This is a genomic window from Pseudomonadota bacterium (assembly GCA_039193195.1).
In the GTDB taxonomy this organism is placed as follows: Bacteria; Pseudomonadota; Gammaproteobacteria; order Steroidobacterales; family JBCBZW01; genus JBCBZW01.
Genome location: JBCCWS010000008.1, coordinates 77,758 through 104,453 on the forward strand (window position 1 = coordinate 77,758; position 26,696 = coordinate 104,453).

Annotated in this window: 21 protein-coding genes; 10 read left to right on the forward strand and 11 right to left on the reverse strand. The window is 65.5% G+C overall.

What is annotated here, in order from left to right; genetic code table 11:
- Nucleotides 1-64: 64 nt before the first annotated feature.
- The 3 genes from AAGA68_09705 to AAGA68_09715 are packed head-to-tail and all read left to right on the forward strand — an operon-like array spanning nt 65 to nt 2,565.
- Nucleotides 65-1,480, forward strand: a complete 1,416-nt coding sequence (locus AAGA68_09705) for a methyl-accepting chemotaxis protein (protein MEM9385322.1) — start codon at nt 65-67, stop codon at nt 1,478-1,480.
- A 30-nt stretch (nt 1,481-1,510) separates the two neighbouring features.
- A complete protein-coding gene (locus AAGA68_09710; GenBank protein MEM9385323.1) occupies nt 1,511-2,023 on the forward strand; it encodes a hypothetical protein in 513 nt (170 codons plus the stop codon).
- Nucleotides 2,020-2,565 (forward strand): hypothetical protein, encoded by a 546-nt coding sequence (locus AAGA68_09715; GenBank protein ID MEM9385324.1) that lies wholly within the window; start codon nt 2,020-2,022, stop codon nt 2,563-2,565. Before AAGA68_09710 ends, AAGA68_09715 begins: the two co-directional genes overlap by 4 nt.
- 14 nt (nt 2,566-2,579) lie before the next feature.
- Here the strand turns inward: AAGA68_09715 and AAGA68_09720 are convergent, their stop codons facing one another.
- From AAGA68_09720 to AAGA68_09750, 7 genes are all read right to left on the reverse strand, one after another.
- Nucleotides 2,580-3,761, reverse strand: coding sequence for a DUF1501 domain-containing protein (locus AAGA68_09720; GenBank protein MEM9385325.1), 1,182 nt, complete (start codon nt 3,759-3,761; stop codon nt 2,580-2,582).
- Nucleotides 3,762-3,764: 3 nt separating this feature from the next.
- Nucleotides 3,765-5,306 carry a DUF1800 domain-containing protein gene (locus tag AAGA68_09725; protein MEM9385326.1) on the reverse strand — a complete coding sequence of 514 codons (1,542 nt, stop codon included), beginning with the start codon at nt 5,304-5,306 and terminating at the stop codon, nt 3,765-3,767.
- Nucleotides 5,307-5,370: 64 nt separating this feature from the next.
- Nucleotides 5,371-6,498: a GTP 3',8-cyclase MoaA gene (moaA, locus tag AAGA68_09730; protein MEM9385327.1), complete on the reverse strand. Its 1,128-nt coding sequence runs from the start codon at nt 6,496-6,498 to the stop codon at nt 5,371-5,373.
- Nucleotides 6,499-6,512: 14 nt separating this feature from the next.
- The gene (locus AAGA68_09735) at nt 6,513-7,442 is read right to left on the reverse strand and encodes a MoxR family ATPase (protein MEM9385328.1); all 930 of its coding nucleotides are present in this window, start codon (nt 7,440-7,442) and stop codon (nt 6,513-6,515) included.
- Nucleotides 7,435-8,235: a xanthine dehydrogenase family protein subunit M gene (locus tag AAGA68_09740; protein ID MEM9385329.1), complete on the reverse strand. Its 801-nt coding sequence runs from the start codon at nt 8,233-8,235 to the stop codon at nt 7,435-7,437. Before AAGA68_09740 ends, AAGA68_09735 begins: the two co-directional genes overlap by 8 nt.
- 15 nt (nt 8,236-8,250) lie before the next feature.
- Nucleotides 8,251-8,712, reverse strand: coding sequence for a (2Fe-2S)-binding protein (locus AAGA68_09745; protein ID MEM9385330.1), 462 nt, complete (start codon nt 8,710-8,712; stop codon nt 8,251-8,253).
- A gap of 90 nt (nt 8,713-8,802) precedes the next feature.
- Nucleotides 8,803-9,369: a carbon monoxide dehydrogenase subunit G gene (locus AAGA68_09750; protein ID MEM9385331.1), complete on the reverse strand. Its 567-nt coding sequence runs from the start codon at nt 9,367-9,369 to the stop codon at nt 8,803-8,805.
- Nucleotides 9,370-9,575: 206 nt separating this feature from the next.
- Here AAGA68_09750 and AAGA68_09755 point away from each other — a divergent pair, with 206 nt between their 5' ends.
- A complete protein-coding gene (locus AAGA68_09755) occupies nt 9,576-10,718 on the forward strand; it encodes an XdhC family protein (GenBank protein MEM9385332.1) in 1,143 nt (380 codons plus the stop codon).
- A 6-nt stretch (nt 10,719-10,724) separates the two neighbouring features.
- Here the strand turns inward: AAGA68_09755 and AAGA68_09760 are convergent, their stop codons facing one another.
- On the reverse strand, nt 10,725-11,873 hold the full coding sequence (locus AAGA68_09760) for a VWA domain-containing protein (GenBank protein ID MEM9385333.1): 1,149 nt from the start codon (nt 11,871-11,873) through the stop codon (nt 10,725-10,727).
- On the opposite strand from AAGA68_09760, the gene AAGA68_09765 reads away from it, so the two are divergent.
- Entirely contained in the window at nt 11,872-12,525 is a 654-nt protein-coding gene (locus tag AAGA68_09765; GenBank protein MEM9385334.1) for a nucleotidyltransferase family protein, read from the forward strand. The genes AAGA68_09760 and AAGA68_09765 overlap by 2 nt on opposite strands.
- A gap of 7 nt (nt 12,526-12,532) precedes the next feature.
- On the opposite strand, the gene AAGA68_09770 is transcribed toward AAGA68_09765, so the two are convergent.
- Nucleotides 12,533-13,969 carry an ATP-binding protein gene (locus AAGA68_09770; protein ID MEM9385335.1) on the reverse strand — a complete coding sequence of 479 codons (1,437 nt, stop codon included), beginning with the start codon at nt 13,967-13,969 and terminating at the stop codon, nt 12,533-12,535.
- Between the two features lie 38 nt (nt 13,970-14,007).
- A complete protein-coding gene (locus AAGA68_09775) occupies nt 14,008-14,760 on the reverse strand; it encodes a response regulator (GenBank protein ID MEM9385336.1) in 753 nt (250 codons plus the stop codon).
- Between the two features lie 404 nt (nt 14,761-15,164).
- Here AAGA68_09775 and AAGA68_09780 point away from each other — a divergent pair, with 404 nt between their 5' ends.
- From AAGA68_09780 to AAGA68_09795, 4 genes are all read left to right on the forward strand, one after another.
- Nucleotides 15,165-15,662 (forward strand): plastocyanin/azurin family copper-binding protein, encoded by a 498-nt coding sequence (locus AAGA68_09780; protein MEM9385337.1) that lies wholly within the window; start codon nt 15,165-15,167, stop codon nt 15,660-15,662.
- Between the two features lie 249 nt (nt 15,663-15,911).
- On the forward strand, nt 15,912-16,406 hold the full coding sequence (locus tag AAGA68_09785; GenBank protein MEM9385338.1) for an EF-hand domain-containing protein: 495 nt from the start codon (nt 15,912-15,914) through the stop codon (nt 16,404-16,406).
- A gap of 397 nt (nt 16,407-16,803) precedes the next feature.
- The gene (locus tag AAGA68_09790; GenBank protein MEM9385339.1) at nt 16,804-18,027 is read left to right on the forward strand and encodes a molybdopterin molybdotransferase MoeA; all 1,224 of its coding nucleotides are present in this window, start codon (nt 16,804-16,806) and stop codon (nt 18,025-18,027) included.
- Between the two features lie 398 nt (nt 18,028-18,425).
- Complete coding sequence (locus tag AAGA68_09795) at nt 18,426-21,170, forward strand: pitrilysin family protein (GenBank protein ID MEM9385340.1); 2,745 nt, start codon at nt 18,426-18,428, stop codon at nt 21,168-21,170.
- A 174-nt stretch (nt 21,171-21,344) separates the two neighbouring features.
- Here AAGA68_09795 and AAGA68_09800 read toward each other — a convergent pair whose 3' ends face one another.
- Nucleotides 21,345-23,309, reverse strand: coding sequence for a S9 family peptidase (locus tag AAGA68_09800; protein ID MEM9385341.1), 1,965 nt, complete (start codon nt 23,307-23,309; stop codon nt 21,345-21,347).
- A 288-nt stretch (nt 23,310-23,597) separates the two neighbouring features.
- On the opposite strand from AAGA68_09800, the gene AAGA68_09805 reads away from it, so the two are divergent.
- Nucleotides 23,598-26,678 carry a S8 family serine peptidase gene (locus AAGA68_09805; protein MEM9385342.1) on the forward strand — a complete coding sequence of 1,027 codons (3,081 nt, stop codon included), beginning with the start codon at nt 23,598-23,600 and terminating at the stop codon, nt 26,676-26,678.
- Nucleotides 26,679-26,696: the final 18 nt, after the last annotated feature.

Genomic DNA, 26,696 nt, shown 5'->3' on the forward strand with positions numbered 1-26,696 from the left:
TTCGCAGCACGTACATAACCCAGACTGGTGCTCTGCTGTTCAGCCGACGAGAGATCAGCCGCCAATGGCCGCCCACGTACCCGCCCTCGATGACACCCAGCACGCGACCCAGCTTGGCACCGTCCTGCAGCAGGTGGCTAAGCAGGCCACGCTGCTGAGCACAGAAATCGTAGACATCTCAGCCAACGTCACTGCCGTCAGCGGTCAGGTCGGCGAGCAGGCGACACTGTTTTCCCGCCTGGGTCAGGACGCGGACGAGATGGCTCAGGTGAACAAGCAGATCACCGCCGCGGCGGAAGCCGCCCACGGCGTCTCCACGCGAACCTCGGCCCAGGTGGCGGAGTCTCGAGTTCAGGTAGATACGGCGGTGCAGACGATCCACGAGCTCGTGGAAGGCGTAAGCCGGGTCGGCGATCAGCTCGAAGGGATCAAGAAGGCCCTGGCAGGCGTCAACAGCGTAGCTGCCGAGATTGATCGTATCGCCCGCCAAACCAACCTCTTGGCGATCAACGCCGCCGTGGAAGCCGCCCGTGCCGGCGAAGCCGGCCGGGGCTTCGCGGTGGTGGCCGGAGAGGTGAAGGCCCTGGCCACACAGACCTCAGAGGCCACTGCGGATATCGACAAGACGCTGCGGGGACTTGGGGCGCAGTTCGAAACCCTGATCGCCGAAGGTAGCAAGAGCACCAACGCTGCAGAAGAGGTTCGCGAGGGCACCACCGCCATCAGTGAACTGGTCGTCACGGTAGATACGGCAATGGGCGAGTTGCGCGAGCAAGCCGATAGCATCGACGGCGCTGCCGAGCGGATCGGCCAGCACGTTACGCAGATGCAAGACGCCTTTCACAGCCTGGGAGGGCAAGTCGACGATACCAGCGTCGCCTTGGCGGACACCTCGCAGCGGGTCAACCGCTTGATCGAGGTCGGTGAAACGATGGTCGGCCTCACGGCGACGAGCGGCATCAACACCCCGGACACGCTGTTCGTGCGCCTCGCTCAGGAGACGGCAGCCACGATCAGCGCACTGTTCGAACGCGCACTGGACGAGGGTCAGCTCACGGCGGAAACCCTCTTCGACCGGGACTACCAGCCGATCCCAACGACCAACCCCGAGCAGGTCATGACCAAGTACGTGGACTTCACCGATCGACACCTGCCAGCGATTCAGGAACCACTGCTGGAGAACACCCAGATCGCCTTCTGCGCAGCGGTGGACACCAATGGCTACCTACCGACCCACAACCATAAGTTCTCCAAACCGCAGGGATCAGACGTCGATTGGAACACGGCCAACTCAAGAAATCGTCGAATCTTCGATGACCGCGTCGGACTTGCTGCCGGTCGCAACCGCGCACCGCAGCTCGTGCAGACCTACCGCCGAGACATGGGCGGGGGTCAATTCGTGATGATGAAGGACATCTCCGCCCCGATTGTCGTGCGCAACCGACACTGGGGTGGCTTTCGCATGGGCATCAAGGTGTAAGCGAGTCCATAGGCCGCCGGAGCAAGCAGTATGCCAAGTCACCTTGACCTCTTCCGCGCACTATTCTCATTAGGCGTGTTCCTAGGTGCCTGGGCGGGTGTCGCCAGCGCCAGTGACAATGTGACCATCACGATCAGCCCCGTGCTGCCGGATCGCAGCCTCGCGCGCGCCGGAGGCGAACCCGCCACCTCCGTGGTGACGATGCTCGGCGAGACCGTCATGCTCACGATTACCAGTGGCCGAGACTTCACCTTGGCCGGACTCGGTGGCCTGGCAGGCACCCGCCTCGATCAGATGCCAACAGATGGCGATGTGGTGCACATCACGCCGCAACCCAGAGACGGTGAGGACGGCTACGTCCTGCGCATTCAAACCTCCCGCTGGCGCAACGGTCAGGTGCGAGTCTTCAGCAGCACCGTGGGCGCCACCGCTGGCGAGTGGGTTCGCCTGTGGGGCAGACAGCAAGCCCCAGATGCGCGCAAGGTGCTGCGCTTCAGCGCTGGCGTGCGCGAGGAGGCGCTCTACGTGATGGTGGAGCCATGAGCACTGCCGGCGCAGGAGCCCTCGCCCTTGCGCTGCTCCTACTGTGCCAAGCGACAAGCATCGCCACGGCGCAAGCTGCACCGTTCGTACCGACCTCGTTCACGGTGCCCACCAACGTCACCCTGGGACCGTACACCCTAACGAAAGTAGACCCGCGCTTTAGCGAACAGGACTATCGAGCGTTGATGCGCGCTAGGCACTACATCCGCAGGCAGCTAGGCAGCGAGTGGCCTGAAGAGGACTTCACCATCGCTGCCAGCCGGCAGACCCTGGCGGACGACGTGCTGCGCTTCGACGCGCGAGAGTCCTTCACCTACCACGTGTTGCAAGGGGCGCATGTAATTGGTTGCGTCTACGTCCTGCCGCCCTCGAACGGCGAGGTGGATGCCTCGCTCTTTGTGTGGACCGATCCGACGCATCTCGCCGAGGCGCAGTTCGACGATCTGCGGGAGATCGTCCATCGCTGGCTGCTCGTCGATTGGGGGCTAGGGCGTATCGACCGCTCCTTGAACGCGGTGACGAGCGCTTTAGAAAATACTTAGGTCGTCCGCAACGCTCAGGCAATGAGGTCGCGCACTGGCGCGAGACGCTGGGTATCGGGAAACACCTCTTCAGCGAGCGCCCGCATGCTCAGCCCGAGATGATCAGCGAGCACGCCCTTTATAAGCGCGCGGGTGTCCAGCGTGGGGCGCAGATCCCGCCCCTCGCGTAGCGACTTCGATGATAGGCCCGGCCAGTCGGCCACCACCTGGCGACCGCGCACGGCACCGCCCATGAGAAACCCCGCTCCCCCCGTGCCGTGGTCCGTGCCCTCCGTACCATTCATCGCCACGGTGCGACCAAACTCTGTCAATACCATCACCACTGTGTGTCGCCAGGCCTCGCCCAAGGAGAGGCGCAGGGCATCGAGGCCTGCATCCAAGCGGCGGAACTGGCCGTGCAGGGCGCCGCCGCGCTCCTGCCGCGCATGGGTGTCCCACCCGACCGACTCGAGCATCGCGACGCGTGGCCCCTCGGGCGCGGAGAGGAACTCTCCAGCCGCTTGCGCGAGGGCCGCGAAATCGCGACGACCTCCCAAGGCACCCTGTTGCCGCGGCGCGAGATCGTTGATCTCGAGCGCCTGGGCGAACGCCTGCGCCAAGGTCTGATCCTCGGAGTACAGTCGCTGTAGGCGCTCGAGGAGCTCTTCCTCCGGCGCCGGCAGTGCCGAGGGCGACCAGGAGGTCACCGGCGCCTTCCCTCGCAGCACTAGGGGCATCGCTGGCGCGATCGCGATCGCCTTCGGCTGCGCCCCACGGCTTGCGATCGCCCGATTCAGCCAGCCGGAGGACAAGCTGAACGGCGCTAGGCCGCCGTGCTCGAGCACGTTCTGCGCATCGAAGTGAGAGCGGCCTTGATAGGGGATGCAGTGGGCGTGAAGCACGGCGAGCTCCCCGGCTGCCCAGCGCGCGTGCAACTTGGGCAGGGTCGGGTGGAGGCCGAAGAAACCGTCGAGATCGAGGGCACCGTCCCGCGCGGAGCCGGGTGAGGCCAATGCGAGCCCCCGGCGAGCGCTCTCGAACTGTGGATCACCGAAGGCGGGCACGGCCGATAGGCCATCCATACCCCCGCGCAGCACGAGTAACACCAGTCTAGGATCGTCCTCCTGCCGCCCAGGGGCAGCGGCCAACACGCGGCATGACGCAGCCGCCACCATCATACCCATAAATTTTATTAGCTCACGGCGGCCCAAGGGCATCGCTTACCTCCGCATGAACTCGGGGCACAGGAGCAAAAGCGAGAGGGCCTGTGCGGGCGACGAAGCGCTGGCGACGGATCGCGCAAGGGTCTTGGAGTACGCACTACCGAGCACCTGTGCACCGAGCTGGCCAACCTCTCGCGTGGCCGATGCGGTGCGTTCAGCCAAACGCGAGGCCCACTCCATGCGCTTCCAAACACCATCGGGTGAGGCCCAGTGCGCTTCAAGGTCTGACCAGCCATCGGGCCCCGGCGCGAGGTAGAGCCCCTGCCCCATCACGCGAATGGCGCGCACGAAGGGGCGCAGCTCGGTAGGCGGCACCTCAAGCGCGCGTAGCACAGACACCAGATACTCTTCGGGCCGCTTGAACTTGCGCGGCGCCCCGTCCCAGGCCTGCGGACATTCCAAGAGTAGGGCGCGATAGGTGGCAGTGAGGTCTCCGTCGCTCTTGCGAAAGGCCCGTGCCACCCGCGCGACCGCTGGGCCGGGGGGCGCGTCGGCGATGAAGTGCGTACACAGCTTGGTGGCGATGAAGTCGGCCGTGCTCGGATGGGTCGCCAGGTCGTCCAAGATCGCCTGCGCTTGCGCCACGCCCCCGTGCGCATACCGCTTGCCCAGCACGTCGACGGCGCCAGGCTCATGGGCCCGCGCATCGAAGTAGAAAAGGGTCGTCCAGTCCGCCTTCCGGTAGTTATCGCGCAACGAAGCGAGGTCCTTCGCCAGGGCATCTAGCGGATTTGCATCACTGGCGATGGCCCGAAGGCGCGCGCGCCTTTCATCGCGCGTGCCCAGCACCTCACGTACGCCCCATCCGGTGAGCGCGCGGGCAAACTGCTCCACATCGTCCTGATCGTAGCCCCCGCCAACACCAACCGTGTGTAGCTCGAGGATCTCACGGGCATGGTTTTCGTTCAGGCCCAAGGTCTTGCGCCGCGGTCCGCTGCGCGCATGGGCGTAGGCCTGCGGGTGCTCCGCGTAGTAGGAGCTAGGTCCAACACTGTGGTGGTTGTCCAGGTAGCGCTGCATCGCCGGGTGCTGGGTGGCCGCTCGTAACAGATCTGCGAAGCTGCCAGTGACACGCGGCCGCACCACGTCGCGCTCGAAGGCTGGGGGCAGCAAGCGCATCGCTCGACTGGTGCCCGACACGCTGAAGTGGTTGGACCAAAAGTGCACCAAGCGCTCGCGAAAAGGGGAGTCGGTACCGACCGCAACCGCGAGGCGAGCCTCGCTCGCCGCCTGCGCGCGCCTTGCCTCCTCCCGTCGTTGGGCCTTGCTCAGCGCCTGGGCATCGAGCATCGCGCCGGTATTCTTCCGTCCCTGCTGATCGAAGCGGCGATAGACCTCTCGCTGCGCGCTGGCGAGGGGCTCGTAAAGGAGATCTTCGTGCGACGGTGGCAAATCGCGCAGAGGCGCGGGAAGGCGTTGGACCGGAGAGAGCTGGGCCAAGAGCCAGTCGCGCGGGTCCTTGGCGATCGCCGACAGATCACCCGGTCGGGCACCGAAGCCGAAGCGGTTGGCAGCGATGGTAGCGTTCTGTAGCGACATAACCGTATCCGAAGGTCTCTCTCAGATAACGGCCGCGCGCGGGCACCGTTGACGAGCGTGCGGACTAGCCCCCGATGTAGTACATCTCGATCTTCTCGCGCCGCGGAGCGCCCTCGGCGCGTTGCTCGCTGTAGCGATCGGTGCGCCCGCGCCACACGGCGCCGACCAATTCCTCGAGCCCCGCATCGCCCAGGCCCTCGCGCAGGGGCGCGCGCAGATCGAAGCCCTCAGTGGCGAACAGGCACGAGTAGAGCTTGCCCTCAGAGGACAGGCGAGCCCGCGAGCAGGCGCCGCAAAACGGTTCGGTCACCGATGTGATGAAGCCGATCTCACCTCGCCCGTCCGCATAACGGTAGCGGCTCGCCACATCACTCGCATGACGCCGTTTCACAGCTTCCAGGGGCCAGCGCGCATCGATCATGTCGACCAGCTCGCGTGCGGGCACCATGTCATCGTGCTGCCAGTGATTGATGTTGCCTACGTCCATATACTCGATCATCCGCACCACGACATCCGTACCGCGAAAGCGTTCGAGCAGATCCAGCACCGTGTGATCATTCACCCCACGCTGCACCACCGTGTTGATCTTGATTGGCCGCAGATCCGCCTCCAGTGCGGTCTCGATCCCATCCAGCACGCGCGGCACGCCGCCGCGACCGCCACTCATGAAAGCGAAGACGTCCGGATCGAGGGAATCGAGGCTGACGGTGATTCGATCGAGGCCGGCGGCCTTAAGCATGGCGGCGTATTGACCGAGCAATACCCCGTTTGTCGTCAGCGCGATGTCTTTGATGCCTTCCAGCTGGGATAGCTCGGCGATGAGGTCCGCTAGGTTTGGTCGAAGCAGGGGCTCGCCGCCTGTGATACGCAGCTTGCTCACCCCTAGGTGCGTCGCCGCGCGCGCGACGCGGACGATCTCCGCGAAGCTCAGCCGATCCCCAGGATCGAGGAAACGGAAGTGACGGTGGAACTTGTCCTCCGGCATACAGTAGGGGCAACGGAAGTTGCAGCGATCCATGACGCTGATGCGAAGATCACGCAGGGGGCGACCGAGCGTGTCGCGCGGGCCGGCGGGCGGCGCGTCGAGACCTGCGCCGAAGGTAACCGGCGTCTCGGCTACCGTCGCCGGCAAGGCCCGCCTCTCGCTGCGCGGCGTTCGATCGTCATGGGTGAAGAGAGTCTTATCGCTCAAGGTCCTGTCCGTCTCTACCGCTCGCCCTGCACCTGTGCCAGCAGGCGCGCCGCCTGCGGACCACGGATGCGAGCCATGTCGTCCTGATACTTCAGCAGCGTGCCCAGCGTGTCGTCCACCAGCTCGTCGGTGAGCGACGAGGCCCCCAATTGCGTGAGGGCGTTGGCCCAGTCGAGGGTCTCAGCCACACCCGGCGCCTTGAGCAGAGCCTGCTCACGCAGACCGTGGATAAACGCCACGATCTGCCCGCGCAAGGCCTCACTCACCTGCGGAGCACGGTTGGCGACGATCTGCTGTTCCATTGTCGTATCTGGGTAGTCTACCCAGTGATACAAGCAACGGCGCTTAAGGGCGTCATGCACGTCGCGTGTTCGATTGGAGGTGAGCACGACGATAGGTGGCATGGGGGCGCGCACCGTTCCCAACTCCGGTATCGAGAGCTGAAAATCCTCCAGGAGTTCCAGCAGAAAGGCCTCGAAGGGTGGATCTGCGCGATCCAGTTCGTCGATTAGCAACACTGGCGCCCCGTTGGCCCGGGGCCGCAGGGCCCTCAAGAGCGGTCGTTCGATCAGGTAGCGTTCGCGGTAGAGATCTTGCTCCAACGACTGCGTATTGGGCGCCTGACGCTCCGCCGCTCGAATATGCAGCAACTGGCGAGGGTAGTCCCACTCGTAGGCTGCGCTTGCAAGGTCGAGTCCCTCGTAGCACTGGAGACGAATCAGGTCGCGGCGCAGCGCGCTCGCCAGAACCTTAGCCAGCTCCGTCTTGCCGACGCCCGCCTCGCCTTCGAGGAACAGCGGCCGGTTCAGGCGTAGGGCGAGGAAGGCCGCCGCGGCGAGGCCGCGCGAGGCGACGTAACCGGCACTCGCGAGAAGCGCCACGGTGTCGTCAACATCGTCAGGAGGCGCCTGCGCGGCTGCCGCCGCGGCGCGTGATTCAGCCACCGGCGGCAGCCACAGCTCGCCTAGCCATTACACCCACCAAATGAGAGCGATAGGCAGCTGAGGCGTGCAGGTCCTCGTTGAGTGCCACCTCGGCGGGCACGCCAATCCCCGTCAGCACTTCCTCGGAGAAGCGCTGCCCCAAGGCTCGCTCCATCTGCGGTACGCGAAACACGTGCTGGCCGGCGCCGGTGACCGCCACGCGCGTACCCGAGCTGGTCTGCGCCACCATCACCCCTACTACGGCGTAGCCGGAAGCAGGGTTGGGGAACTTCGCGTATGCCGCGCGCGTTGGAATCGGAAAGCTCACACGGACCACGAGCTCGTCGGGCGCGAGCGCCGTCTCGAACATGCCCGTAAAGAAGTCGTCCGCCCCTATCGCTCGACGATCCGTGTACACGGTGGCGCCTAGGCCTAGGAGCGCGGCAGGGTAGTCGGCGGCGGGGTCGTTGTTGGCCACGGACCCGCCCAAGGTGCCTCGATTGCGCACCTGCGGATCACCTATCTGAGAGGCGAGACACGCCAGGGCGGGAATTGTCTCCCTCACGCGTACGTCGCCTGCCACCTGCGCGTGTCGAGTCATCGCACCGATGACGAGCGCGTTGTCCTCGCGGGAGACGCCCACCAGCTGAGGCAGCTTGTCCAAAGCGATGAGCTGCGTTGGGCTAGCCAGGCGTATCTTCATCGTAGGCAATATGGTCATACCCCCGGCGAGGAACTTAGCCTCCTCATCGGCCTTCAGCGCGGCCACGGCCTCCTCGATCGAAGTCACCGCTCGATAGGAGAATGCATACATGCCTGATGCCCTCGCTCAGCGCGCCACAGCGCGCAGTCGCTCAGCCGCGGCCAGCACGGCATCCACGATGCCCTGGTAGCCGGTGCAACGACAGATGTTCCCTTCCAACCACTCGCGCACTTGCGCCTCCGTCGGCGCCGTATTCCGCCGCAGAAGGTCGACCGCGCTCATGATCATACCCGGCGTGCAGAAGCCGCACTGCAACCCGTGATGCTCGCGAAAGGCTTCCTGAACAGGATGCAGGTGACCGGCGCCAGCGAGACCCTCGATCGTGGTCACCGCGGCACCGTCGGCCTGCACCGCGAGGAGCGTGCAGCTCTTAGCGGATACGCCATCGAGGTGAATGACGCACGCGCCGCACTGGCTCGTGTCACAGCCAACGTGGGTGCCGGTGAGATCGAGCCCGTTGCGCAGAAAATCGACGAGCAGTAAGCGCGGCTCCACGTCGGCATTCACCTGCTGACCGTTAACGCTCATTGCCACCTTCATCGACGACATCTGCCCACATCATCCGCCATCTGTGCCGTGCGCAGCATCTGCAGGCGCGCGAGAATTGCCCGTCTTGCTTCAGTTCGCACCGAACAGTACCCATAGCACGATGATGAACGCTAGCGCGCCGACCGTGACACGCCACGCGCTTGAGCGCTTGCGTGTAGCTGCGTCCTCTTCCGTAGGCATCTGGGAGCTCTGCGAATCGGCGCCTATGCGCTCAGCGAACGCGGCGAAGAACTGGTCCGAGATTTTGCGCGCCACGCCGACCACGAGCCGTGAGCCCACCTGTGCCAGCTTCCCCCCTACCTTCAGCGTTGCCTCGTAGGTCAACACCGTTTCCGGTCCATCCTCCGCCAGCGCAACCGTGGCGCTTCCGCGCCCGAAGCCCGCCGCGCCACCCTTGCCCTCCCCGTGCATGGTGTAGCTGGCTGGGGGCTCGAGTTCGCTTAGGGTTATCGTGGTCTTGAATCGCGACTTTACGGGCCCGACGGCGGCCGTGAGGACCGCGTTGACCTGCTCATCGGACACCTTCTCCAAGGACTCGCAACCCGGGAGGCATGCTTGCAGGGTATCCGCCTCGTGCAAGGCATCCCACACGCGCTGGCGTGGGGCCGCCAAGCGATACTCACCGGCGATGTCCATCGGTCTCCTTGCGATCGGCGCCCGGGCGCATCGCCCGTTTCGAGGCAGTGACGACTGCCGAGTCGTGCTCGAAGAGCACGCATTCCTTAGCTTAGCATGCGATTTTCTGCCTTCTGTGCGTGGGGCGTGGGTGAGCCTGGGCTTAATATGCACAATCAAGGGCAAAACACGTCTTTCACCAACGCAACTACAAAGAGCACGCGATCATGACGATGCGCGCACTATGCGAGCAGTTCCAACGCTGGCGTGAGGCGTCCCAAGCGATGGTGCTCGCCACGGTCATCGACACAGCCGGCTCCACTTACAGCAAAGCCGGGGCGCAGATGCTTATCGCGCCGGGACACGGCTATCGAGGCTTGCTGAGCGGCGGCTGCCTCGAAGGCGACCTGACGCTGCACGCCGAGCGTTGCCTCGCCGCGGGGCATCCGCAGGTGGTGCGCTACGACATGCGCAACCGCGAAGAGGATGAAATCTGGGGTCTAGGCCTCGGGTGCGATGGCGCCCTCGACATACTCTTACAACCGCTGAGCGCCGAAGATGCCTGGCAGCCCTTCGCCGCAATCGCCGATGCCGCCCAATCGGGGCGACAGGCAGCTTGGGCACTGGTGATTGGACCCACGCCCAACGCTACCGCCACACCGCATCCCTTGCTAGCCAGCAGCGTGGTCGTGATGGACCCGAACAGCAGCTCGCAGATCAGCCTCGCCCGCGGTGCCCTCGGCGATGCAGCCCTCAGCGAGGTCACCGAACGTTGCCGCGACGTCGCTCTCGCGGGCGGCGTGGAGCGGATCGAGCTTGGAAAACACCGGGGCGCGCCCGTCAACGTGCTGATCACGCAAGTCAATGTTCCTATTCGCCTACTAATCGTAGGCGCTGGCCCAGACACGGTACCACTGCTGCACATGGCGAGGGAGCTGGGTTGGTACGTGACGCAAGCAGATCACCGGCCGGGGAGCCTAGCGGCGGCGGCTGAGAGCGCACCCCTAGACCACTCCGTTCAAGTGATCCCGGGGCAGCTTCGCGAGCACCTGGCCCTCGACAGCTTCGATGCGGTCGTGATCATGAGTCACCACCTCGTGAGCGATCGAGCGTATCTGCTGGAGCTCGCCCTTTCAGAGGTGCCCTTCATCGGTCTGCTGGGCCCCGCTGCGCGCCGACGCCGTCTGCTTGCCGATGTCACGGAGCGCCTGGCGAACGCGGGCGATCGCGCAACCGGCCTTCGCGATGCACGCGCGCTCACGGCGCGCACCCACGGCCCCGTGGGCCTCGACCTTGGCGCCCGTGATCCGGCCGGCATCGCGCTGTCCATCGCGGCTCAAGTACAACAGTTCCACGCCCGCAACGGCTGAGTCCCCTTACGCGAAAAGCAAGGTCGCCAACGACTCGAGGAAATGCAGGTTATGCGCCGGGCGCAGCTCATCGACGTGGGGTAGCAGCGCACAAATGCCAGCGGCCCTCGGCTCGAAGCACCCGTAACGCAGCAACGGGTTGAGCCAGATCCAGCGATGGGCCTTACGCCCGAGACGGGCCGCCTCGAGGCCAAGTTGGGCGCTTGTCTCGCGCTCAAGACCATCGCTCAGCAGCACTAGCAGCGCACGATCGGCCAGCACGCGACGGGCCCATTGCTGATTGAACTCGCCTAAGCACCCGGCGATGCGCGTGCCGCCAGACCAATCGCGCACATCGCCACTCACCCGCTCGATGGCCCTATCGGGATCGTGTTCTCTAAGTTCCCGCGTCACGTTGCTAAGTCGCGTCGAGAACACGAAGCTGGACACCTGGTGGCGCCGCGAGGTGAGCGCATGGGCGAAGTGGAGAAACATACGTGAGTAGGCAGCCATGGAGCCGGAGACGTCGCACAGTAGGACGATCGGCAGGTCGCGGTACGCCGTCCGCGCTGGCACGAGCTCGACCGGCTCGCCGCCGTAGCGCCGTGCTCGGCGTAGGGTCGCCCTAAGGTCGACGCGCGAGCCCCGAAACGAACGCGCCTGTCGACGCGAGGGGCGTCTTGGCAGAGCGGGCAGCAGGGAGGCTATCGCCGCCCGCGCCTGAACGAGCTCAGCGTCACTCATGCGCGCAAAGTCGCGCTCGCTCAGCACCTCCCGATCGCAAGCACCCCGCCCGATGCTCATGGCAGGCACTGAGGCTGCGGGTTCCTCACCGTCGAGGCCACGTCGCGGCGCGTCTTCTGCTTCCTGCGCTCGCTGGCTCGCGGGGGCGCTCGCTTGGGAGCTCACCCCCACCTCGAGCGCGCGCATATCCCGGAAATACATATCGAAGACTCGATCGAAGGGCAGGCCCTCCTCCGGCCTGCTCACGAGCGCGGCGCGCAGCGACCAGTACACATCCACGCGCTCACGCACCCCCACCGCTTGCACGCAGCGTAGCGCCTGCAGCACCTGGGCGGGCCCTACGGGCACGCCGCACGTGCGCAAGGCGCGCGCGAAGGCGATGATGTGCTCCGGCAAGCGCTGAGCCAATTCGAGATAGGGAGGCGAAGCCATGAACGATTACACCGCTGGGGTGGGACCAGTGTTACCGCCGCTGGCAGGTGTGATCAAACCCGTGGTGCTGGCGGCCGGCGTGTCGCGCAGGCTCGGAAGACCCAAGCAGCTCCTACGCTGGGGCGAGAAGGCGCTGATCGCCCACGCCGTGGATGCAGTGCTGGAAGCCCAACGGGACTTGGCCCCAGTTAGCGTCGTCGTCACCTCGAGGCTGCGCCCCGCCATAGCGCAGGCCTTGGGCGGTCGCCCGATCCTACTCATCGACAACCCCATCGCGGAGCGCGAAGGCATGGCGAGCTCCCTTAGGCTGGCCGTGGCGGCGGCTCGATCGGCGCGCGCAAACGCATTGATGCTGCTCTTGAGCGATCAACCGCTGGTCGATGCACGGAGCCTACGACGGTTACTCGCCGCCTGGGCCGATCAACGGATGCAAGCCGTCGCCAGCACCTACGATGGGGTGATCGCCGGCGTGCCCGCGATCTTGCCCAAGACCATGTTCACTGAGTTGGCCGCCTTGCGCGGTGATGTAGGCGCTCGCGCTGTGTTACGCAGCGCTGAGTACATCGCCGTGGATATGCCTAACGCCGCCCTGGACATCGACCGCCCGGAAGACCTCGCGACCTTGCGGAAGCGCCAGGAACCACCCCAGTAGGACCGACCTACCGATCGCACACGTTGGGAAGCAACACACGGGCGACCAACCCTGCACCGGGCGCGTTTCTAAGGCTAATGCTCCCGCCCAGTGACTCGATAAGAGCCTCGGTGATCGCCAGACCAAGGCCCGCGCCGCCGGTTTCGCGCGAGCGAGAGTCCTCGACGCGGTAAAAGGGCTCGGTCAACTTCGCCAATGCCTGCGCCGGCACACCTTGGCCTTCATCGCGCACGGTCACCGTCAACACACGCTGCGCCTCGACCTCCTCCGACGCAACGACGATGTGGGCACCGCGACCGTAGCGCACCGCGTTCTCCACAAGGTTGCCGAGGGCGCGGCGCAAGGGCGCGCTGGCCAGGGCGATCCGAACGCCCTCGCCCGGCGGGTTGTCGACACGCAGGGAGACGGATGCACCGGCCGACTCGTGAGGCTCGAGCAGGTCGCGCAGCAAGGGGACGAGGTCGAGAGTACGCGGCTCATGCTTTGCCTCGACAGCGGTGGCCGAGGCAGAACGTGCGTACGCCAGCGTATCGTCCAGCAAGGCACTCATCTCATCGAGATCGGCGATCGCCTTCTCGCGCTGCGCCTCATCTGCGATGTACTCCGCGCGTAAGCGCAAGCGCATGAGGTAGGTGCGGTAGTCGTGCGCTATCGCCGCCAGGGTCATCGTCCGCTGCTCCACTAGCCGGCGAAGATCACCCTGGAGTCGGTTGAAAGCGGCGGCGACGCGGCGCACCGGCCCGGGGCCCCGCTCCTCCAGCGGTTCCCCATGGAGGTCGTCAGCAAAGGCGATGATCCCTTGCGCCATGCGTGCCAGGGGTCGCGAGGTGGCCAGGGACGCCCATATCAGGCCCGCCAATAGAGCCAGCCCGACCGCGGAGCTGACCACGAGCATCAATGACAGCGCAAGCTGCCGTCGGTGCAGGGGGCTTGCCTCCATCACCAATCCGCCGCCGCCGTCGAGCTCTACGATCAACGCAAAGCCACCTGAACGAAACACACCATGACCATCACGGCGATGCGCAGGACCGCTCTTGCGCGGCGCAGGATGACCATCCGCACCGGCTCGGGGCGGCGGCCGGGGTCGACGCACCGCGCCCGGCGGCGGCTCGCGTTCGTAGGCGTAGAAGGCCCGCGGGGCGAGGGCCCGCTCGTACACTTGCGCCAAATGAGCGCTCGCCAAGTCCGAGTCGGGATGGGGGTCCTGCGCCGGAAAGACCGACAGCAGGCGATAGCGCACGAGGGGAGAATTCACGGCCCGCAGTACGCGCGCATGGTCGGCGACGGGCGTTGCCTCAAGCAGCTCGACGGTAGCCACCGTTTGCGCAACCAGCGTAGGGCGAAGGGGCATGCCAAAGTCCCGCACGCGCAACCAGGCACTGCCCCCGACCAGAGCGATCTGTAGCGCCGTGAGCAGCGCAAGCGCCAGTATCAGCACGCGCATCCCAAGACCATCCGATACAACCATCAGCGCCTGGCGATCTACGCGCGGTGCACGTCGACGGCGAGCAAGTAGCCGCCGCCCCGCACGGTCTTTATCAACTGAGGATCGCGGGGCTTGTCTCCCAGCTTTCGTCGTAGGCGGGAGAGTTGCACGTCGATCGCCCGATCGACCGGCGCCGCATGATCAGCCCTTGTCCAATCGAGAAGCTGATCACGGGAGAGCACGCGGCGAGGATGGCGAACGAATGCACTAAGTAAATCGAACTCTCCTTGGGACAGCACCACCACCGCGCCCTGGGGGTCGATGAGCGTACGCTCGTCGAGATCGATGGACCAGTCCGCAAAGCGGTAGCGAGTTTGGCGTGTCGACGACGTCGCATCTGACGGGGTAGCGACAAGCGGCACTGGGCGCGCATGGCGCCGAAGCACGGCGCGGATGCGAGCCATCAGCTCGCGTGGATTGCAAGGCTTTGGCAGGTAGTCGTCAGCACCGACCTCCAAGCCCACGATGCGATCCACGTCATCGCCGCGACCTGACAGGAGGATCACAGGTACCTTGCCCTCTGCGCTCAGGCGCCGACAGATCGACAGACCATCCTCGCCGGGCATCATGATGTCGAGCACCACCAAGTCGATAGGCGTCTCGGCCAGCAAGGCCTCGAGATCTGCGCCGTGGCGACAGGTGGAAACACGCAGACCCTGCTGGGCCAAATAGGCCTGCAGCAGTTCGCGGATCTCCTGGTCGTCCTCCACCAGGGCGATGTGGGGCTCGATCGACGGGCTGTCACTCATGGGGAGATAGTTCAGCAGACCCATGTAAGCGGCGAATCGGTCGATTGTAACGCCTTCATTACAGTGAATAGTGGCCCACCGGCTGCTAGGCGAATACGTAAAACAACGTGGCGGGCACGAACTGAGCGGGACGCGCGAGGTCCCAAGAGTTGATCAGTTGGGCGGCAACGTGCGGACGTGGAAAGCACCGCCTTGCATCTAATTTCACGCGTTTCCAAGGGCCAGGGTGTTGAAACGAGAGAATTATCGTAGGTACCCTGCCTCACCATTGCCCGTTGGGCACCCGGGGAGCGTTCCGTCGTCGCACGCTGAGTGCTCGCGACCGACCGCCTTCCCTGGCTGTGCCGCCCACCTCTAGTGAGGCGCCCGACACCGCATTCCATCCATCGTTTCGGAGTTTGTTTGTGAAGACGAAAACAACCATAACGGCTTCCCTGTTCGCGGCCCTGTGCATGGGCGCATTCGGCATCTTCTCGACCGCCAGCGCAGACCATCACGAGAGCAGCACCGGCGGTACCACCCACACGGTCGATGCCCAGGGCGTGAAGTTCAACCCGATGTTCCTGTACGTGGAGCCCGGCGACACGGTGACCTGGTCCAATATGATCGGTCACAACGTGGAGACCATCGACATCATGGTCCCCGAAGGCCAGGAGAAGGTCCTGACGGAGATGGGCCAGCTGCCGGCGATCACCTTCGACCAGACTGGGATCGTCGTCTACAAGTGCACGCCGCACTGGGGCGCACGTATGGGTGGCATCATCGTGGTTGGTAAGCCCGACGACCCCAGCGCCATCATCGACGCCTACACGGCGGCGATCGAGTCCGATCCCAGCTCCAAGCCCGCCAAGGGTCTGCTGAAGAAGCTGCGCGTGGACATGGAGTCCAAGGGCCTGCTCTAGGCGCCCTTGCGCTTTGCGCGGGTGATGTCCTATCACCCGCGCCCCCGGCTCGACACCCACGCGCTCAGTCGTGGGTGGAGCCGCCGCTACCGAACCTCTGTGAGCCATTTGTAACGCGACCACCACTCGGCAGCCGCGTACGCTCACAATCGGCTTATTCCCGTGCAAGGTGCGTGGGGCATTGTGATGCTCAAGGCAGGGCTGAGTCGCAGCCCTCGCTGATGGTTCAAGGAACTTATCAGGAGCAATATGATGATACACCTTCCGAAAACCCTCTCCACGCCACTGCTGCTCGGTGTCACGCTGGTGTGTGCTAGCGCTGTCACCCTGGCCGATCCCGGCGCCGGGCGAGGTCAACGCCCAGACATGTCCGAGCGCTTGGCTGAAGTCGATACCAACGATGACGGGCTGATCAGCCGCGAGGAGTTCGTGGCCGCCCGAACCGACCACTTCGCCATGCTTGATCGCGACGGCGACGGCTACTTCAGCGAACTCGACATACCCGAGCGCCTACGAGGGCGCGACCAGGCTCAGCACAGACACGAGCGGATGCTGGCGCAGTTCGATCAGGACGGCGACCGCCTCGTAAGTCAGCTGGAATTCGAGAGCGGCCCCACGCCGCACTTCGACCGGGCAGATGGCAACGGCGACGGGCAGATCGATGCCACCGAGGTGCACCAGCTACACCCCAGCGGCCACCCGGGTGCACGCCACAAGCGCGGATCGCAGGACAACCAGTTCTGACCTTCCACTCACCTATCGGCCCGCCGTAGCGGGCCGATAGATCGCGCGGGCGGCGCATCGACCTACGGGTGCGTGACCCTCTCCTAGGCCACGAGTCGCCCCAAGGTGTCGCCTCGAACGGTGGCCTGCTCGTCCATGGCTCCCATTGGGTCGCCGACGCCCATGTGCGCCCTGTCCTGCGACGAGGCTCGGCGTGGGGTGCCAGCTGTCCACCGATCTACGCGTCCCCGTAAGCCGGCGCAAGCAGCGCGAGGTTGCCCAGTGGTACGGGCAGAGCGGCGACGCTGTGGCGATTAGCGCGCGCGATACCTGCTAGCGCGGTCGCCGCCACTTCCAAGCCAGGAAATCCGCTTCTGCTAGGCTTGACCTGCAGTTCCGTATCGCTGACATGATGCCCATGCTTCTGCGACCCCACGACGCCCTCCAGCGCATCCTCGAGACCTGTCCGCAGCTTACCGCTGAAGCGGTGCCGCTCGAGCGCGCCGGGGGGGAGGTACTGCGCGAGCCGATCGTCGCCGAGCGCGACCAGCCCCCCTTCGACAGGGTGACCATGGACGGCATCGCGCTGTGCTACGCGTCCTACGCCAGCGGCATCACGCGCTTTCGCTCCCTGGGCACCCAGGCGGCGGGCGCCACCCCGATGCAGGTGATCGACCCAGGCACTTGCGTGGAGGTGATGACCGGCACGCCGCTTCCCTACGGCGCCGACTGTGTGGTGCCCATAGAGCGACTTGCTCGGGAAGAGTCGGCAGACGGCTCGGTCCACTTGCAGCTCGCTGATGATGCCGACCCGGTGCAGCACACGTTCATTCACCCGCAGGGCTCGGACTACTTGCGCGCCAGCACGCTGCTCACCCCCGGCACCTACCTGGGCCCACCGGAGCTCGCCGTGCTCGCGTCCAGCGGAAGAGCCACCGTGCAGGTGTCGCGCAGACCGCGCATCGCCGTGTTACCCACGGGTAGTGAACTGATCACTCCCGGCGCACCGATCGAGGACCATCAGATTCGGCGATCGAACGACTTCGCGATCAGCGCCGCCCTGCGCGCACGCGGCCACCAGCACCTGGCGGTAGAGGCACTCATGGACGACCCGGTGCTTCTCGAGCGCGCCATCGCGCGACACCTGGAACGACAGGATGCACTGGTGCTCACCGGTGGCGTGTCCATGGGTAAGTTCGACCATCTGCCGACGATCCTGAACAAGCTCGGCGTGGAGCGCGTCTTCCATCGCATCCAGCAGCGCCCGGGCCGCCCCATGTGGTTCGGCGTGCACCCAGCGCGCAGCGTGTGCGTGTTCGCCCTGCCAGGCAACCCCGTGTCGAGCCTCGTCTGTCTCGCCCGTTACGTGCTCCCCGCACTGGACCACGCCATGGGGCTACCCACCCCCGCGCCACAGTGGGTGCAGATGGCGGAGACCGTAACCTTCAAGCCTGCCTTGTACTACCATCTGCCCGTACGCCTCGCACACCGCGAGGAGGATGGCGTCGCCCTGGCCCTACCGAACCCAACGAATACGTCAGGTGATTTCGCGGCCCTTGCCGGCAGCCCGGGCTTCGTGCAGCTACCCGCAGACGAGAGTTCCTTTCCCGCGGGCTATGTGGCCCGCCTCTGGCGCTGGTAGATCGCACGGGAAGCGCCGACAAGGGCAGTGGCGACTGGATCCGTACTGACGCCATGCTGGGGACTCTGGGCATATGCGCAGGCGACGAGCGTCGGCTGCGCCCCAGACTCGGGCGCTCCACGAGAGTCCGTCGCCACGGAGCGCGCAATAGGCTGACTCGATTGCCCAGGTCATAGGCTCGGTCTGCGGAACGCGCGCGGTTCGCGCCATGCGGCGAATATTCCGATTTTGCACTCAGCCTATCGGCGGTGCGCCACTCACAACGGCGGCGTTGCTCATGGCCAGACGCCGCGGAGATTCGTGACGTTTCGGTCAGCGGAAACCCGCGACGCTGCAGTGGGTTGCCGCATCTAGTAGGGTTCGCAGTCCGTCCCGTTATGCGTCGTGGAGAACCCCGGATGAGCAACGCCCCCCGGTCCCGTTGGCTGGCCCGCCTCGCAGCCCTTGCGCTCGCCCTGACCGTCACCAGCAACGTCAGCGCCGCCGACATCGACATCCCCTACGAGAAGTTTGTGCTCGACAACGGCCTGCGGGTCATCGTGCACGAGGATCGGAAGGCCCCGATTGTGGCCGTGAGCATCTGGTACCACGTGGGTAGCAAGGATGAACCCGAGGGCAAGAGCGGCTTCGCCCATCTGTTCGAACACCTCATGTTCAACGGCTCGGAGAACTACGACGACGAGTTCTTCCGCCCCCTCGAGGACGTCGGCGCAACGCAACTAAACGGCACCACCTACTTCGACCGCACGAACTACTTCGAGACGGTACCTACGCCGGCCCTGGAGCTCGCCCTGTTCCTCGAATCGGACCGCATGGGCCACCTGCTCGGCGCGATCTCCCAGGATAAGCTCGACGAGCAGCGCGATGTGGTGAAAAACGAGAAACGCCAGGGCGACAACCAACCTTACGGACTAGTTAACTACAAGATGCTGGAGGGAATCTTCCCGGAAGGCCATCCCTACCGCTGGTCGCCAATCGGCTCTATGGAGGACCTCAACAACGCCTCTGTGGACGACGTAAAGGAGTGGTTCTCCACCCGCTACGGCCCAAACAACGCCGTGCTCGTACTCGCGGGCGATGTAGACGCGGCCACTGCGAAGGCCTTGGTCGACAAGTACTTCGGGGATATCCCGCCCGGGCCACCCCTGCATCGCCGGCGCGAGTGGGTGCCACGCCTCGACGCCAACGTGTACGAGACCATGCAAGACCGTGTGCCGCAGACGCGCATCTACCGCTCCTGGCCGGCCCCTGCCACCAACAACCCTCAGGTGCAGCGTCTGGATCTCGCCGCGGCAGCGCTCGGCAGCGGTAAGAACTCGCGTCTGTACAAGGCCCTGGTCTACGACAAGCAGCTAGCCACGAGCGTGTCCGCGAGCATGAGCGAGCTGGAGATCGCTGGTAACTTCGATATTGAGGTCACCCTCAACCCGGACGCTGATCTCGACCAAGCCATCGACATCCTCGATACCACGATTGCCGCGTTTCTAGAATCCGGCCCCACCAACGATGAGATCGAGCGTGCACGCACGTCGATCGAAGCGGGTGTGGTACGCGGCTTAGAGCAGGTCGGGGGTTTTGGCGGCAAGGCGACCACGCTAGCCCGTGGCGAGCTCTACGCGGGCAACCCGGCCGACTACGCCGTTCGCCTGGCGCGCCTGAACCAGGCTACGCCTAAGGAAGTGAAGGCGATCGCAAACGACTGGCTGACCCGTGGGTACTACCAGCTGGTCGTGAGCCCCTATGGTGAGCCCAGCGCCGCTAGCGCCGGCGTCGATCGCTCCAGCCTGCCTGAGCTGACGGGTGAGGCCAACTTGAGCTTCCCGACCATAGAGCGCGCCACACTATCGAACGGCATCGAAGTGGCCCTCGCCAAGCGATCCACCGTGCCCGTGGTGAACGTTGCGATTCAGTTCGATGCTGGCTACGCCGCCGACGTCGGCCAAAAGCTCGGCACCTCGAGCTTCGCTCTCGCCATGCTCGATGAGGGCACGGCAGACCGCACGGCGCTCGAGATCAGCGCCACGGCGGAGCGCCTCGGCGCCAGCATCAGCGCGGGCTCCAACCTCGATGTCTCCACCGCCAGCCTGTCCGCGCTCGTTGAGAAGCTGGACCCGTCGCTGGAGCTGTTCGCGGACGTCGTGCGCGAGCCGCTCTTCGCCGAGGCAGAAATCGAGCGCCTGCGGCGGCGCTGGCTGGCCACGATCGGCCAGGAGAAGGTACAGCCCGTGGGCCTCGCCCTGCGCGCCCTACCGCCCCTGCTCTACGGCGAGGGCCATGCCTACGCCATTCCCTTCACTGGCTCTGGAACGGAAGCCTCCATCACCTCGCTCACGCGCGAGGACTTGCAGGAGTTTCACCGCCGGTGGATTCGTCCCTCGAACGCGACGATCTACGTGGCGGGCGATACGGATCTGGACAGCATCGTGCCGATGCTGGAGAAGCACTTCGGCAAGTGGAAGGACACGATCGACAGCCCGCCGGAGAAGGTGGTGGCCGAGGTGCCCGACCAGGAAGGCTCGCGCGTGTTCCTGATCAATCGCCCGGCGGCCCCTCAGACGCTGATCCTGGCAGGCCATCTCGCGCCGCCTAAGGGTGACCCCGCAAACATGGCGATCGAGACCATGAACGACGCCCTAGGTGGTCAGTTTACCGCGCGAATTAACATGAACCTACGCGAGGACAAGGGCTGGGCCTACGGCGCTTACAGCATTCTCTACGACGCCCGCGGCCAGCGCCCCTGGTTGCTCTATGCGCCCGTGCAGAGTGATCGCACGGGCGATGCCATCGCCGAGATGCAGCGCGAGGTGGCGCAGTACACCGGCGAACGCCCCGCCACCGACGACGAGGTGGCCCGCGTGGTGAACAACGCCGTTCGGTCTCTGCCCGGACAGTTCGAGACCGCAGGGGCCGTGCTCGGCGCCATGCTCTCCAACGCCCGCTACGGCCGCCCGGACGAGTACGTGCGCACGCTGGTGCCCCGCTACAAGGCGCTGGAGACCGAGGCCGTGAATGAGCAGGCCCAGCGAGTGCTTGCGGACAAGCCCATCACATGGGTGATCGTGGGCGACCTAAGCGCCATTCGCGAGCAAGTCGAAGCACTGGAACTTGGGCCCATCGAAGTGCTGGAGGTTGCCGACCTCTAGCCCCGTGGCTCGCGGCTGGGACGGTGGCTGCACCTTTGCAGCCACCGTCCTAGGAGTTCATCGTCCTGGCTTCCGGACACGAGAAGCCAAGGGGTCCGGTGGTCGCTGAGCGCCCGGGTCGAGACCGCCTGGAGTGCGATCGCGACCCCACCAGAGGCAACTGCCTAACTTCCCCTAATCGATCCCCAGATGCTGCTCCAGGAACTGCGCCACTCGCGTGTAAGCGGTCACCCGGTTGCCCAGGCGCGATATGCTGTGACCCTCGTCCGCGAAACGTAGGTATTGCGCCTGCCCCAGGTTGTCGCGGATAGCCTGCACGAAGCGGTCGGACTCGCTCACCGGGTCCCGTGGATCGTTCGCCCCATGAATCACGAGCACCGGCGCCTTGAGGCGATCGACGTTATTGATAGGCGAGATACTGCGGAAGAACTCGCGATCATCGGGATCGTTGATATCGCCGTACTCGATGCGATCACTCGCCTTCAGGGCGGGCGATGCCTGCTCCAACGCCCGCACCCAATCGGACACGCCAACGAAGGACACACCCGCCGCGAAGAGATCGGGGTATTCGCCGAGGCCGGCGTTGGTGAGGTACCCGCCGTAGGAGCCGCCCATCAGGGCGACGCGGTCCGCATTCACACGACCGTCTTCGCGCAGGAACCCGACCGCGTCGGCCATGTCGCGCACGGCATTCGGCCGCTGGCGCTGATTGTCCAGGCGGGCGAAGCGCTTGCCGAATCCGGTTGAGCCGCGGAAATTCAAATCGAACACGGCCACGCCGCGGGCGACAAGGTACTGGGTGACCGCACGAAAGCTCGGACGCGCCTGCCCGGTTGGGCCGCCGTGCACCATCATCACCACCGGCGGCTTCGGACCTTCGTCAGAAATATCGTTAGGCAGGTAGAGTAGACCGTTCAGGCGCACACCGTCGCGCGCCTCGAAGTAAAGCGATTGGGGCTCCACCATCACCGATCGATCGAGGCCTGCGGTCGTGGCGGGTACGACCGCGTAAGTCTCGTTGGCAGCTAGGTCCCATACCCAGAGATCGCCCGGCGTGCGCGGGCCAGTCACCTGCACCATCAAGCGCGGCGCGTGATCGGCGCCGCTCAGGTCGTAAACACCGCGTGGCAGCACTTGCGGGGCGGACAGGGTGCGCCCCGTGCGCAGATCGCGCACCTGAAGGCGGCTGTAACCCCCGTCGTTGACGCACCACGCGACGTAGCGCCCGTCGGCGAACACAGCCAACTTCTCGACGTCCGCATCCGGCGCTTCCAGCACGCGTAGCTGCTCTGTCGCCATGGCGAAGTAGGCGAGCGCCGAATACTCGCGATCCTGATTGGTCAGCAGGTAGAAACCGCTCCCGTCCCCATCCCAGACGAACGCGCTGTACTCGGCAGCGATCTGCGGCTTGAACAGGGGCGCGATCTCGCCGCTTTGCGCATTTAAGAGGTACACGTCCACGGCGTCCTCGCCGCGCGTCTCCGTGACGATGACCGCCTCCCCATTCGGCTGCCAGGCGTTCGCGAAGAAGCCGAAGTTGCCTTCGTACACCTGGCGATCTTCATCGCTCAAGAGGCTGGCCACGTGGATATCGAAGTCGACCCCGTTGCGCGCAGTGGTGGCGTAGGTGAAGTGCTCGTCGTCGCTTGCGAAGCTGCCGAACACGACGAAGGCCTCCGAGGCGGGCAGCACCTGCGTCTCGCGCAAACCGTCCGCACTGATACGCGTGTAACCCTGGCGCTCGTTACCGTCGCGGTCGGCGCCGTAGACGATGGCGGACCCGTCGGGCACCCAGCGGAAGCTGCGCACGCCGCGACCGAAGGTGAGCTGCACCGGAAAGCCCCCATCCACCGGTATCGTCCACAGCTGGGGCTCGCCGGTGACGCCGGTCACGTAGGCCAGCTGACGCCCATCCGGTGACAAGGCGCCGCGCGCACCGCGGGCCATCAGGTAGCGCACGATGTCCGGGCGGCCGCCAGCGAGGGCGGGAGTCTCACTGGAGGCGCTGGGCACGTCCTCAGGCCACGGCCAATCGCTTTGGGCCTGCACACGGGTGGGCTGGACCACGCCCAGCAGCACCATCACTGCGAGGAGAGTGGCGGCCCCTTCCCCCTTTATCGTCGCGCCATCGATCGTCATCCGAATCCTCCCTGAACGGGTCTACGGTCAGCTGACGATAGAAGAGTCCGCGCCATGATGCACTGCAGATACCGCGTGGCGACCTGAAACCATGCCGCGACCCGGGAGCCAGCGCCCGATTTGTGGGCCACATTCGACGGCAGACATATCGCTCCAAGGTTACGACATAAGATTCCCTTGTCGCTCCGCCCGCATGCTGTATTTTTCTGGGTCGCACGGCCGGGGTCCGCGCCGCCTGCGCGCCCCGGATCGCACGCATTACGGACATAACCTCACAGGATGGACACCATGCCGAAGAAGAGTCAGGGGACTGGGCTGAGAGCGCTTGCGCGCATCGGCCTCACGGCGAGCGTTACCGCCCTCGCCGCGTCGGCCAACGCCGGCGACATCACCACTCGTCCCAGCCACAAGGGCCTGGAGGGTGCACGCCTCGCCACGCCCGTGCTGCGGGCCGCACCTGCCGCGCCGACCGCGCGTGCCGACTACCTCGTACGCCTGCGTGCCGCGCCAGTCGCCCGCGGGGGCGTGCGCGCGAACATCGACGCGCAGCACGCGAGCTTCCGCCGCGATCGCCTGGCCAAGCTGCGCGGTCGGGTGATCAGCGAGCTGTACTTAGCCACCAACGGCTTCCTGGTCAGCATGACCGAAGCCGAAGCGAAGACGCTGCGTGATGACCGGCGAGTCCTCAGCGTGCGTCGCACAGGCATCTACACCAACCAGCTCGAAGACACGGTGCCCTACATCGGCGCCTCGGCCGTGCAAGAGCTCGGCTTCGACGGTGAGGGCGTGACGGTGGCCGTGTTCGATAGCGGCGTCGACTACACCCACGCCGACCTCGGTGGCGAGGGTACCTTGGAAGCCTATGAGGCGGCTTACGGCACCGATACGGCCGATCCGCGTAACACCTCCCGCGACGGTCTGTTCCCCACCGATCGGGTGATCGAAGGTTTCGATTTCGTGGGCGAAGTGTGGCCCAATGGCGACCTGATCCCCGACGACGATCCCATCGACTTCGAAGGTCACGGCAGTAACGTCGCCGACATCATAGGCGGCAACCTCGGCGTGGCACCGGCAGTCGATATCTACGCAGTGAAGGTCTGCTCCGCCGTATCCTCGTCCTGCAGCGGCACCGCGCTGATCCAAGGCATGGAGTACGCCCTCGATCCCAACGGCGACGGCAGCATGGATGACCGCGTGGACATCATCAACATGTCCCTCGGCGCCAACTACGGCCAGCCCTTCGACGACGATCTCTCCGCCGCCGTCGACAACGCCACGGCCATGGGCATCCTGACCGTCGCCTCCGCCGGCAACAGCGCCGACAACCCCTACATCACGGGCACGCCCGCCGCCGCGGCCACGGCCCTGTCCGTAGCCCAGACGCAGGTTCCGTCTGCAGGTTTCCAGCTGGCGGAGATCGCCGACTTCGGCAACGTCGACGCGGCCTTCCAGACCTGGTCCGCGGAGCTCACGGAAGTGATCTCCGGCGTCGTCCAATATGGCGACGGCGAGGGCGGTGCCCTCGACGGCTGCAGCCTCGACCCGGACAACCCCACCGAGTCCAACCCCTTCCCGCCGGGTTCCCTCGACGGCCAGATCGTGATGGTCGACCGCGGTGTCTGCTTCTTCTCCGAGAAGATCTTCAACATCGAGCAGGCCGGTGGCATCCTCGGCATCATCGCCCAGAACGTGCCGGACGCGCCCTTCCCGGGCGGCTTCGGTGGCAACACGCCAGAGCCAGAAATCCCCGGCTTCATGATCGGCCAGACCTCGGGCGATCCTCTGCGCGGTAGCGACACGGAGGTCACCTTCGATCCAGCCAACACCCGTTCCCTGGTCGGTAGCGTGGTGGCCTCGTCCTCCCGCGGGCCCTCGGGCTTCGACAACCGCATCAAGCCGGAAATCGGCGCACCGGGTGCCAACGTGTCCGTTGCCGCAGGCACGGGCATCGATCGTCGCGTATTCGGCGGCACCTCCGGCGCCGCGCCGATGGTGGCGGGCTCCGCCGCCCTGCTAAAGCAAGCTAACCCCGATGCTAGCCCGCTCGAGCTGAAGCAAGCGCTGATCAACGGTGCGGAAACCGACATCCAAAATGACGACACCTTCTCCCTGCTCGCACCGATCTCGCGCATCGGCGGCGGTGAGGTCCGTGTCGACAGCTCCTTCGCCCTGCCCGCGATCGCCTACAATGCTGACGACGAGGCCGGCGGTGGTCTCAGCTTCGGTGTCGTGCGCGCCGGCCGCACCACGGCCACGCGCGTGCGCAATCTGGCGGTGAAGAACGTCTCCGACGAGCCCCTGAGCTACACGATCACGCCCACCTTCCGCTACGAGGAGGACGCCGCCTCAGGCGCCGCCGCCGTCGAGGTGGCCGAGACGATCACCGTGGCCCCTGGCAGCACGGCAACGGTGCCGGTGACCCTGAGCATCACCCCGGCCAACCTGCCGGACAACGCCATGGACTCCGGCATCGCGGGCAACAACCCCGGCCCGCTGACCACACAGGAGATCGACGGCTACCTCGTGCTCACGGCCGAGGACCACGAGCTGACCGTGCCCTGGCACGTGCTGCCGCTGAAGGTATCGCACACCATACCCGACAGCTTCGAGTTCACCACCGGCAACGACGGCGCTACCGTGGGCCTGACCAACTTCGCCTTCGGCACCGCGCAGATCGACTCGTTCTCCCTCCTGGGCACGAGCGACGACCTGCCGGAAGGTGATGCCGGTGCGCAAAGCCCGGTACCTGACCTGCGTGCCGCGGGCGTGGCCACCTTCGAGTCCACCTGCGCGGCGGGCTTCACGTGGGCCTTCGGGGTGAACGCCTGGGAGACCTCCACGCACCTCTTCCCGGTGCGCTACCAGGTGGTGCTGGATACGGATCGTGACGGCACCGACGACTTCGCGATCTTCAACCAAGACCTCGACCCTGCGGTCTCCAACAGCAACCAGGCCACCTTCGTGGAAGACCTCGCCACGGGCGAACAATCCGCGTTCTTCTTCACCGTGCACTCGATGAACAGCGGCAACGTGCAGCTGCTCATCTGCGGTGAGCAGGTGGGTCTTACGGCGGAGGATATCGGTGTGACGCCGGTGAACGCGCGCTTCGAAGCGATCGACTTCTACTTTGGCACGGGCGTCACCGACACCATCGATGGCATCACCATCACGCCGGCCGGTGAGCAGTACGTCGGCGCCGCCGAGGATATCCCCGGCCGCACGCAAGGGCTGGTGGAGATCAGCGACTTCGGCAAGCTGCCGGAGAACTCTCAGGAAATCGGCATCATGCTGATGACCGACGGGGTGCGGGCACTGCCGGGGGCGGCCTCGCGTCGCACGGCGGCCGTGCTACTGGAAGCGGCTGAGTAAGCGCTGTCGACAGGCTGG

Excerpts from the sequence above, each read along its gene's own strand:
- AAGA68_09765 (MEM9385334.1), top strand. The coding sequence starts at position 11,872 with ATGAACGATTACACCGCTGGGGTGGGACCAGTGTTACCGCCGCTGGCA.
- AAGA68_09720 (MEM9385325.1), bottom strand. The coding sequence starts at position 3,761 with ATGCCCTTGGGCCGCCGTGAGCTAATAAAATTTATGGGTATGATGGTG.
- AAGA68_09715 (MEM9385324.1), top strand. The coding sequence starts at position 2,020 with ATGAGCACTGCCGGCGCAGGAGCCCTCGCCCTTGCGCTGCTCCTACTG.
- AAGA68_09805 (MEM9385342.1), top strand. The coding sequence starts at position 23,598 with ATGCCGAAGAAGAGTCAGGGGACTGGGCTGAGAGCGCTTGCGCGCATC.
- AAGA68_09725 (MEM9385326.1), bottom strand. The coding sequence starts at position 5,306 with ATGTCGCTACAGAACGCTACCATCGCTGCCAACCGCTTCGGCTTCGGT.
- AAGA68_09790 (MEM9385339.1), top strand. The coding sequence starts at position 16,804 with ATGCTTCTGCGACCCCACGACGCCCTCCAGCGCATCCTCGAGACCTGT.
- AAGA68_09760 (MEM9385333.1), bottom strand. The coding sequence starts at position 11,873 with ATGGCTTCGCCTCCCTATCTCGAATTGGCTCAGCGCTTGCCGGAGCAC.
- AAGA68_09750 (MEM9385331.1), bottom strand. The coding sequence starts at position 9,369 with ATGGACATCGCCGGTGAGTATCGCTTGGCGGCCCCACGCCAGCGCGTG.
- AAGA68_09785 (MEM9385338.1), top strand. The coding sequence starts at position 15,912 with ATGATGATACACCTTCCGAAAACCCTCTCCACGCCACTGCTGCTCGGT.
- AAGA68_09800 (MEM9385341.1), bottom strand. The coding sequence starts at position 23,309 with ATGACGATCGATGGCGCGACGATAAAGGGGGAAGGGGCCGCCACTCTC.
- AAGA68_09705 (MEM9385322.1), top strand. The coding sequence starts at position 65 with ATGGCCGCCCACGTACCCGCCCTCGATGACACCCAGCACGCGACCCAG.
- AAGA68_09755 (MEM9385332.1), top strand. The coding sequence starts at position 9,576 with ATGACGATGCGCGCACTATGCGAGCAGTTCCAACGCTGGCGTGAGGCG.
- AAGA68_09795 (MEM9385340.1), top strand. The coding sequence starts at position 18,426 with ATGAGCAACGCCCCCCGGTCCCGTTGGCTGGCCCGCCTCGCAGCCCTT.
- AAGA68_09770 (MEM9385335.1), bottom strand. The coding sequence starts at position 13,969 with ATGCGCGTGCTGATACTGGCGCTTGCGCTGCTCACGGCGCTACAGATC.
- AAGA68_09745 (MEM9385330.1), bottom strand. The coding sequence starts at position 8,712 with ATGAGCGTTAACGGTCAGCAGGTGAATGCCGACGTGGAGCCGCGCTTA.
- AAGA68_09740 (MEM9385329.1), bottom strand. The coding sequence starts at position 8,235 with ATGTATGCATTCTCCTATCGAGCGGTGACTTCGATCGAGGAGGCCGTG.
- AAGA68_09775 (MEM9385336.1), bottom strand. The coding sequence starts at position 14,760 with ATGAGTGACAGCCCGTCGATCGAGCCCCACATCGCCCTGGTGGAGGAC.
- AAGA68_09710 (MEM9385323.1), top strand. The coding sequence starts at position 1,511 with ATGCCAAGTCACCTTGACCTCTTCCGCGCACTATTCTCATTAGGCGTG.